General features: G+C 62.8%; 7 protein-coding genes and 1 pseudogene. 1 reads left to right on the top strand and 7 read right to left on the bottom strand.

The window, feature by feature from the left end; translation table 11 throughout:
• Window positions 1-184 precede the first annotated feature (184 nt).
• The 3 genes from HX801_RS08435 to HX801_RS08425 are packed head-to-tail and all read right to left on the bottom strand — an operon-like array spanning window position 185 to window position 3,808.
• Window positions 185-1,282 carry a DUF1513 domain-containing protein gene (locus HX801_RS08435; protein WP_087694475.1) on the bottom strand — a complete coding sequence of 366 codons (1,098 nt, stop codon included), beginning with the start codon at window positions 1,280-1,282 and terminating at the stop codon, window positions 185-187.
• 2 nt (window positions 1,283-1,284) lie between these two features.
• The gene (locus HX801_RS08430; RefSeq protein WP_102606236.1) at window positions 1,285-2,349 is read right to left on the bottom strand and encodes an imelysin family protein; all 1,065 of its coding nucleotides are present in this window, start codon (window positions 2,347-2,349) and stop codon (window positions 1,285-1,287) included.
• A gap of 31 nt (window positions 2,350-2,380) precedes the next feature.
• On the bottom strand, window positions 2,381-3,808 hold the full coding sequence (locus tag HX801_RS08425) for a di-heme oxidoredictase family protein (RefSeq protein WP_008435515.1): 1,428 nt from the start codon (window positions 3,806-3,808) through the stop codon (window positions 2,381-2,383).
• A gap of 139 nt (window positions 3,809-3,947) precedes the next feature.
• On the opposite strand from HX801_RS08425, the gene HX801_RS08420 reads away from it, so the two are divergent.
• Window positions 3,948-4,511, top strand: a complete 564-nt coding sequence (locus HX801_RS08420; protein ID WP_003214103.1) for an NAD(P)H nitroreductase — start codon at window positions 3,948-3,950, stop codon at window positions 4,509-4,511.
• Between the two features lie 149 nt (window positions 4,512-4,660).
• Here the strand turns inward: HX801_RS08420 and HX801_RS32255 are convergent, their stop codons facing one another.
• The 4 genes and pseudogenes from HX801_RS32255 to HX801_RS08405 form a co-directional block, all read right to left on the bottom strand.
• Window positions 4,661-5,416, bottom strand: a complete 756-nt coding sequence (locus HX801_RS32255) for a methyl-accepting chemotaxis protein (protein WP_371103562.1) — start codon at window positions 5,414-5,416, stop codon at window positions 4,661-4,663.
• Between the two features lie 102 nt (window positions 5,417-5,518).
• Window positions 5,519-6,658: pseudogene (locus HX801_RS32250) on the bottom strand (HAMP domain-containing protein); the annotation flags it as partial.
• 264 nt (window positions 6,659-6,922) lie between these two features.
• Window positions 6,923-7,324 (bottom strand): YbaN family protein, encoded by a 402-nt coding sequence (locus tag HX801_RS08410; protein WP_008435511.1) that lies wholly within the window; start codon window positions 7,322-7,324, stop codon window positions 6,923-6,925.
• A 170-nt stretch (window positions 7,325-7,494) separates the two neighbouring features.
• The gene (locus HX801_RS08405; protein WP_003214109.1) at window positions 7,495-8,103 is read right to left on the bottom strand and encodes a biliverdin-producing heme oxygenase; all 609 of its coding nucleotides are present in this window, start codon (window positions 8,101-8,103) and stop codon (window positions 7,495-7,497) included.
• Between the last annotated feature and the right edge of the window lie 63 nt (window positions 8,104-8,166).

Raw genomic sequence — 8,166 nt, 5'->3', positions numbered from 1 at the left:
GGCCAGGGATGGCCCATGACGGCGGCCCACGGTCCAAAGCCGGAGTGAGGGCACACCGAGCCTAAGCGAGGTGCCGAGTGGTGGGGCAAGAGCGTTTTGCTTACTTTTGCGCTCTTCAAAAGTGAGCCGCTGTAAGAGCGGAACCATAAGCCGCCGTTACCGCAGCAACGGATATGCCCCCCAATCAAACCAGATGCAGATGGTTATCCCAAAGCCCCGCCGGCAACTCCAGCGGCTTGCCCACCAACGGCACCTGCCGACAATCATAAAACCGGCAACGCCCCTGCCCGGAAGTCACCACAAACCCATCAGCCACCGCACCCACCCCGGCACAATCCGGCAACGGCCCGTCCAGCAGCAACTGCGCGCTGTCCATGTTCCAGATAAAGAATCGATTCCCCCGTGGCGCCGTCAACGCCACCAGCCGCAACTCGCTGTGCACCGCCACACTGGCCGTGTAGTGCCCCATGGCCTGCAATTGCTCATCCGCCACCGGAAACGCCACAAACGCCTGCCCCGGCCGCTTGATCGCCAGCAACTCCGAACGCTCATGAGAAGGCCCCATGAATTGCTGCCCCGCGAGGATCGTCCCGTCGCTGGCAATCCCCATATGCCGCACACTGTTCATCTGCTGGCCCAGGGTCTCCTTGCTCAACAGCGTCCCGTCGCGCTTCATCAGGACCAGGCTCGGCTCCATGGCATTCAGGTTCATCTCGACCCGGCTCTCCGCCTCGGTACGAATCCCGCCATTAGCCACCACCAGCGTCTCGCCATCAGGCATCCACGACACCTGATGCGGCCCAATCCCATGGGTAGAAATCTCCCCGGTGTGCACCAACCGCTCACCCTCGAACCGATACACCCCAAGCAAGCCACGGCCCGGATCAGACGTGTCGTTCTCCGTGGCATACAACCACTCGCCATCCTTGTGCACCACCGCATGCCCGTAAAAGTGGCGATTGGCCTTGGAGGTGATGGTTTGCAGCAGCGCCCCGTCCCGCAAGTCGATCAGGTAACTCTCGGTGCCGGGCCGGCGGGCGACAAACAGCGCAATCGGCAGCGTCGGGTGGTTGATGATGTCGTGGCAGCGCTGGCCGACCTCGGTGGCAAATACCTGCTTGCCGTCCAGGCGAAAGCCGACGGCGTAGTGCCTGCCATCACTGTCATCCCGCGCCGAGAGCAGCAGCGGGCTTTTGCCCTTCTGCTTGAACAGCGTCCAGCCGCCCAAAGTGATCGCACTGAGCAGCACGCTGCCGAGGGCCAAAGCCTGTCGCCTGAGCATCATCAGTCACCGTCGTTGGCGTTAAAGCCCAGTTGGATGCCCAGCGCCTTGGCCAGCTCGCCTTCGTGCAGGCGGTGGACCACGTTGAGGCTGTCGTAGATATCGTTGAGTTGCTGGCGCCCGGCATCGTCGGCCAGCATTTCATTCAGCGTACGCTGGTTGCTGGCGAAGAGTTTCAGGGAGGCGGCATACGCGGCGTCGATCTTGTCAGCCAGGGGCTTTTGATCGGCAGGCAATAGGCCGCGCAGGCCTTTGTTGTCGACGCCGACCCAGACGGTCTGGGCGGCAGCCAGGCTGGCTTCCAGGCTTTGCAGGGACGACTGGCTGCGCCACGCATCGGCCTGGAACGGTTGCGGGATGCCCTTGGTCTGGCGGCCCATCGGGGTGCCGAGTTTTTTCTTCAGGGTGTCCAGCGCAGTCACTTGAACCCGCAGCAGGTCGGCGATGGCTTCGTGGGAATCGGCGTAGCGCTGGTTAGGAAACTTGGTCATCTGCGCCAGCATGCCGTCGGTGCTGTTCCAGCTCGACAGGATCTCTTCGGCCAGCAGTTTCTGGCGCTCGCCGATGGCTACCAGCAACGGGCAGTAGCGAGCTTTTTGCGTCTCGTCCGCCAGATCGGTCTTGGCGTCGTAGAGGATGTATTCGTAGGCCGACAGGCCCTGCACCACGACGCTGGATTTGGCCAGGGCGGCGGCGTCGATCTGTGGTTGGGCGGTCACCAGTTGCTCGACTTGACGACCCACCAGGTTTTTCTTGTCCGGCCAGAACTGCACCTGCCACGAGCGGTTGCCCTCGGCCAGCGGGCCGATCAGCAGCGGTTGCAACTCGGCCCAGGCCTTTTGCGCGTGCAGGAAGTCGGCGCGGGCGGTCTCCAGGCTTTCCTTGCCCTGGCAGTAGGCCAGGGCGCTGACGGCCAGTTGGCGGTCGGCTTCAACCCAGCGGCTGTAGGTCGGCAGGATCACTTGCTTGGCGATGGCCGCCGAGGTCACCGCTTGCGGGTCCTGGGGCGAGCACGCACCGAGGGCGAGGGCGGCCAGGCTGGTGAACAACAACTTGGGACGGAACATGTCGAGCTCCCTTCTGTAATTAGGACAAAGCTTATAAAGAATTCAGAAATGCCAGCAACGCGGCGCGCTGCTCGGCATTGAACGACAACACATGCTGCTGCGCCGCCTGGGCTTCACCGCCGTGCCACAGCACGGCCTCCATCAGGTTGCGGGCGCGGCCGTCATGCAAGAACTGGGTGTGGCCACTGACGGCTTGCGTCAGGCCAATGCCCCACAACGGCGGCGTGCGCCAGTCGCGGCCACTGGCCTTGAATTCGCTGCGGTTGTCGGCGAGGCCGTCGCCCATGTCGTGCAGCAGCAAGTCGCTGTAGGGGCGAATCACCTGGTTAGCCAATTCAGGTTCGGCGGCGGTGGGCGCCGTGGTGAATTGCGGGGTGTGGCAGCCCTGGCAACCGGCCTGGTAGAACAGGTTTTTCCCGGCCAGCACTTGCGGTGCGTTGACGTCGCGGCGGGCGGGGACGGCCAGGTTGCGGGTGTAGAACAGCACCAGGCGCAGGATGTTGTCGCTGACCTCAGGCTCGCCATCCGGGCCATTGCCGTTGGGCGCCTGTTTGCAGGCCACTTGTGCATCGGTGCAGTCATCGAACGGTCTCAGGGAGGTGGTCAGGCCCATATCACCAGAGAACGCGTGAACATTTTGTTGATTGAGGTTCGGTTGCCCGGCTTTCCAGCCAAATCGACCGAGTACGGTCTTGTGTTGCGCGTCGTCCCAGACCCAATTCGCCCGCCCGACGATGGCTTCCTTGTCGGCGGTTTTCGGGTCGGTGTTGCGCAGGATGTCGGCGTCGGGGATCGCTTCGAGCAGCCCCAGGCCGATCATCGGCGGTGCAACTCGCGCCGAGAAGCGCGTGTCGGGGTGCATCGGCCCATAACCGAGCTGGGTGATTTGCAGGGCCGGCTTGCGCAATTCGACCACGGTGCCGTCCTTGAAGCGGACGTTGACCGGCGTGTAGTCGACCCGCACCTTGCCCTCCGGGGCGACGCCGGGCACGGCCATGTCCTGCAATTGCCCACCGTAGACCGGCTCGGGGACTACACCCAGTTGCTCGATGACCTTCGCATAGGGCGGTGCATCGGGAATCGACAGGCGTACCAGCATCGACACCGCGTTGGGCGCATCGGGCAATGGCGGATGCCCACGGCCATCCTTAATATGGCAGTTCTGGCAGGCATTGGTATTGAACAGCGGGCCCAGCCCGTCGCGGGCAGTGGTGGTGGACGGGGCAATCACCCAGGGGCTGCGAAAGAAACTGTTGCCGACGCTGAAGTCCAGGCGCCGGGTGGGCGACAGGTTGGCCGAGGGCAGGGAGAAGGCGTTCTGGTCGGTCTTCCTCACCGTGGTCGCGCCACCGGCACGCGCTTCACCAGGCTCGGCCTTGGTGAATCGCGGGGCGTCATCGCAGGCACTCAGGCTCAAGGCCATCAACAGTGCAGACAGGCGAAGGGGCGAACGGGACATCAGTCTTCCTGAACGTAGGCTGAAAATAAGGCCGCAAAGTCTAACAGGGCAGGGCGGATTGAATAAGAGCAATTATCGTTTGGTGGTATCCGATTCATTCCCGCTAGAATGACCGCACATTTTTCTCTGGAGGTGGCCAATGCAGGCTCTCGACGCTTTGCTCAACCGTGTTTCCGTGCCGCGACTGCTGGACCCGGCACCGACCCAGGAGCAGCGCGACCTGCTGTTCGCCGCTGCCATGCGCGCGCCCGACCACGGCCAGCTGCGGCCTTGGCGCTTCCTGACGGTGGAAGGTGCGGCACGTGAGCGCATGGGCACCCTGCTGGCCGAAGCCGCCCGCCTGCAGGACGCCGACGCGCCCCAGGCCGCGATCGACAAGGCGCAGAACGGCCCGCTGCGGGCGCCGTTGGTGGTGGTGGTGATTGCCCGCCTGCAAGAACATTTCAAAGTGCCAAAATCCGAGCAGCTGCTGGCGGCGGCCTGTGCGGCTCACGGGATTCTGCTGGCGGCGTACGCCCAGGGGATCGGCGCGGTGTGGCGCACCGGTGAGTTGTCGTACTCGGCCCATGTCGCCAAAGGCCTCGGGCTGAAGGCGGATGAGGAAGTGATTGGCTTCCTCTACCTGGGCACCCCACAAAACCCGCCGCGTACCGCGCCGAAAGAAGACCTCGCGCCGTTTGTGGCGGCCTGGACGGGTCAATAAGGCACCGCAACTCTAAATGTGGACGGGCTTGTGTGGGAGCGGGCTTGCTCGCGAATGCGGTGTGTCAGTCAATACATGTACCGACTGATCCACCGTATTCGCGAGCAAGCCCGCGCCCACATTGGGTGCTTACTGGCTTCAAGCCCGGGTCAAACCCGAAACTGATCCATCAGCTTCATCTGCTGGCTGGCCAGGGCGTTGAGCTGGCTGCTGATGGCCGCCGATTCGGTGGCCTGGCCGGTCAGGGTTTCGGTCACTGTGCGGATTGCCGAGACGTTGCGGTTGACCTCCTCGGCCACCGCACTTTGCTGCTCGGCGGCGCTGGCGATTTGCAGGTTCATGTCGCTGATCACCGTTACCGCATCGCTGATCTTGCCCAGGGCCTGCACCGCCTGATGAATCTGCCCGGCGTTGTTCTGCGCCTGGGTCTGGCTCGAATGCATGGTCGCCACCACTCCACGGGTGCCAGTCTGGATGCGTTCGATCACCAGGCGAATCTCCTCCACTGAATCCTGGGTGCGCTTGGCCAGGTTGCGCACCTCGTCGGCCACCACCGCAAAACCGCGCCCGCTTTCCCCGGCTCGCGCCGCTTCAATCGCAGCGTTCAGGGCCAGCAGGTTGGTCTGTTCGGCGATGCTGCGGATCACTTCCAGTACCGAGCCGATCTGCTCGCTGTTCACCGCCAGGGCTTCGACTTCGGTCACGGCCTTGCTGACTTCTTCGGCCAGGGTGGTGATGTCGCGGGTGCTGCGTTCAATGATCTGCATGCCTTCGCGGGCTGACTGGTCGGCGCCGCGGGCCGCGCTGGCGGCGTTGGAGGCGCTGTTGGCCACGTCGTGGGCGGTGGCGCTCATTTCATTCGAGGCGGTGGCCACCTGGTCGATCTCACGGAACTGCACCTGCATGCCTTCGCTGGTCTGGCGCGCGATTGCCGAGGACTGGTCGGCGGTGCCACGGGCTTCGGTGATGCTTTGCTTGATCTGCGCGATGGTCGGCTGCAGCTTGTCGAGGAAGCGGTTGAACCAGTTCACCAGTTCCCCCAGTTCATCTTTTTTACCGTAGGCCAGGCGCTGGGTGAGGTCGCCGTCGCCGCTGGCGATTTCCTTGAGCATGGCGGCCACGCTGTTGATCGGCCGGGTCACACCGGTGGCGGTCAGCCAGATCAGCAACAGGCCCAGCAGCCCGGCGGCTGCGCCTACCAGCAACGCCTTGACAGTGCCACTGGCCTGAGCCTTGTCGAGCACCGCCTGGAGTTTGAGCGAGTCTGCTAGCAGCACTTGTTTGGGCAGTTTGATCACCACGCCCCAGGATTTGGCGTCGGCAATCGGTTTGACCGGGTACACGGCGCGAATCGTGCCGTCTTCCTCGCGGATCTTGCGGGTATCGCTGGCCAGCAGTTGCACGATCTCTTTGCCTTCGGCACCGAGGGTGTCCACCAGGTTTTTGCCGACTTTGGCCGGCTCGCCGCTGTAGCCGGCGATCAAGCCGTTACCGGACAGTATTTCGAGAATTCCGGCGCCGTTGAACAGTTCTTTTTGCGCCGCATCGGTCGCCGCTTGCAGGGCATTGAGGGCGAGGTCCACACCGACCACGCCGATCACTTTGCCGTCGACCAGCAGCGGCAGGGAAATGGTGGTCATCAACACCGGCTTGCCGGCCACGGTGTCTTCATACGGGTCCAGCAGGCAGGTGTTTTTTGTGTCCCGCGGGCAGGTGTACCAGATGTTGTAGGGCGTGCCGCTGAGGTTGAGGGTGGTCTTGGTCAGGTCATCCTCGACCATCACGGTGTTCAGGCCTTCACCGCCGGCGCGGCTCCAGTAGCTGGAAAAGCGGCCTTTTTCGTTGGACACACGGGCGGCATCATTGACGAATTCACTGTCTTTGCCATCGAGGGCGTTGGGCTCGAACGACAGCCAGATGCCGAGCACCTTGGTGTTGCGGTCGAAGGCGGTTTTCAGGCTGTGGTTGAGTTCTTCACGCAGGGCCCCGGCATCCAACGAGCGCTTGCCGGCCAGAGTGCGCAGGTCCTTGATCTGGTCGGCCAGGGCCGTCACCACCAACAGGCTTTCACCGAAGGTTTTTTGCAGTTGTACCGCTTGCTCGGCGGCCTTGGCCTGCAGCAGGTTCTGCACACTGTCGGTGAGCATTCGCGAGCTTGAATCGCTGATGAGTTCGTCGTTCTGGTTGGTCTGGTACAGGTTCATGCCGACCACCAGGGCGATCACCCCCAGCAGGCACAGACCGGACAACAGCACGATTTTCAAGCGAATGGAGAGGGTGTCGAACATAGAAGTACCCGCGAATGGACTTATTAGTATGCAAGCTCAGGCGAGTCCATTCGGCGCTATGCCCGGAACATCGGCTTGGGCCGGCAGTTCATGAGCGGGAGCCGATGAGCGGTAGTCAGGGTGTCAGGTGGGTTGCGGGAGACGTTCCGGTCGCGACCAGATCCACAGGTTGCCCATGCTCATTCCGGCGATGGCCAGGTAGATCGGCCAGCCGTGGTCGAGCATCACCAGCATCAGGCCGGCGCACAGCAGCATGCTCACGGTGGCGCTGACTTTGGCCCGGCGGGCGATGATCTTGCCATTGCGCCAATTGAACAGGATCGGCCCGAACAGCCGGTGGTTTTCCAGCCAGGCACTCAGGCGCGGCGAGCTTTTGGTGGCGGCCCAGGCGGCCAGCAGGATGAACTCGGTGGTGGGCAAGCCCGGTACCACAATCGCAATCAAGCCGATGCCCAGGCTGACGTAGGCCAGCAGGCCGAACAGGACGCGGGCGATTTTGGATGAGGATTGGGTTTTGCCGGTCATGGGTGCGGTTTGCATGGATGGATTTACGAAGGATTCAAAGTGAAACCGGATCAAAATGTGGGAGCGGGCTTGCTCGCGAATGCGGTGGTTCAGTCAATATATCTGGTGACTGAACCACGGCATTCGCGAGCAAGCCCGCTCCCACATTTGATTGCATTCCAATCAGGGAATCAGGCCAGTTCAGGGGCGCTAGCGTACGCCTGTTCCAGCAACACGGTGAAGCGCACGAACGCATCAATCGCGCCTTTCTCCACTTCGGCTTCTTCTTCAGCGGTGAATTCCAGTGCGTCGAGGGTGCGGGTGAAGCGCTTCCAGCCTTCAGCGCGACCACCTGCCGGCTCGCCCAGGTGACGGGCACCGAAGGTTTCGCTCAGGCCCAGGCCCACGGCACGCTTGATCAGGAACGCGGCGCCCAGCTTGGAGCCTTCGGACACGAACAGCCAGCCCAAGGCTTCGGCCTTGCTCGGGTTTTTCACGGCGCCGGCGACCGGGGCCGGTACTTCGGTGTCCAGGTCGCCCAGGTCCAGTTTGGCTGCTTCGGCACGGCAGCGTTCAGCGAGGTCAGGGACGATCTTGATCAACTCGGCATCGTTGTACAGCGCCACCAGCTCCGACTGGAACAGGTACTGTGCGACCACGAAGCGGGCGAAGTTGGCCTGGGTTTCAAACGGTGCATGGGCCTTCACCAACGCATCGAGCTTGGTGTGCGGTTCGTTGGTGATCTGGTTCAGGCGCTGGGAGCGCAGGGCTGCACGTTCTGCGGTAGGGGAGGCGGTCATCGGGGAGTCCTTGAGAAGAGAAAGCGTCTGGTTGCCAGGCTGTTATGAACTAGACGAACCAGA

Origin of the sequence: Pseudomonas sp. G1002 (genome assembly GCF_013385455.1) — a bacterium.
Lineage (GTDB): Bacteria > Pseudomonadota > Gammaproteobacteria > Pseudomonadales > Pseudomonadaceae > Aquipseudomonas.
Note: the sequence above shows the minus strand (reverse complement) of the source record. Positions and strands in the feature narration are given on the sequence as shown.

Coding starts and splice junctions, on each gene's coding strand:
- HX801_RS32255 (WP_371103562.1), bottom strand. CDS start 5,416: ATGCAGGTGCAGTTCCGTGAGATCGACCAGGTGGCCACCGCCTCGAAT.
- HX801_RS08420 (WP_003214103.1), top strand. CDS start 3,948: ATGCAGGCTCTCGACGCTTTGCTCAACCGTGTTTCCGTGCCGCGACTG.
- HX801_RS08425 (WP_008435515.1), bottom strand. CDS start 3,808: ATGTCCCGTTCGCCCCTTCGCCTGTCTGCACTGTTGATGGCCTTGAGC.
- HX801_RS08435 (WP_087694475.1), bottom strand. CDS start 1,282: ATGCTCAGGCGACAGGCTTTGGCCCTCGGCAGCGTGCTGCTCAGTGCG.
- HX801_RS08410 (WP_008435511.1), bottom strand. CDS start 7,324: ATGACCGGCAAAACCCAATCCTCATCCAAAATCGCCCGCGTCCTGTTC.
- HX801_RS08430 (WP_102606236.1), bottom strand. CDS start 2,349: ATGTTCCGTCCCAAGTTGTTGTTCACCAGCCTGGCCGCCCTCGCCCTC.
- HX801_RS08405 (WP_003214109.1), bottom strand. CDS start 8,103: ATGACCGCCTCCCCTACCGCAGAACGTGCAGCCCTGCGCTCCCAGCGC.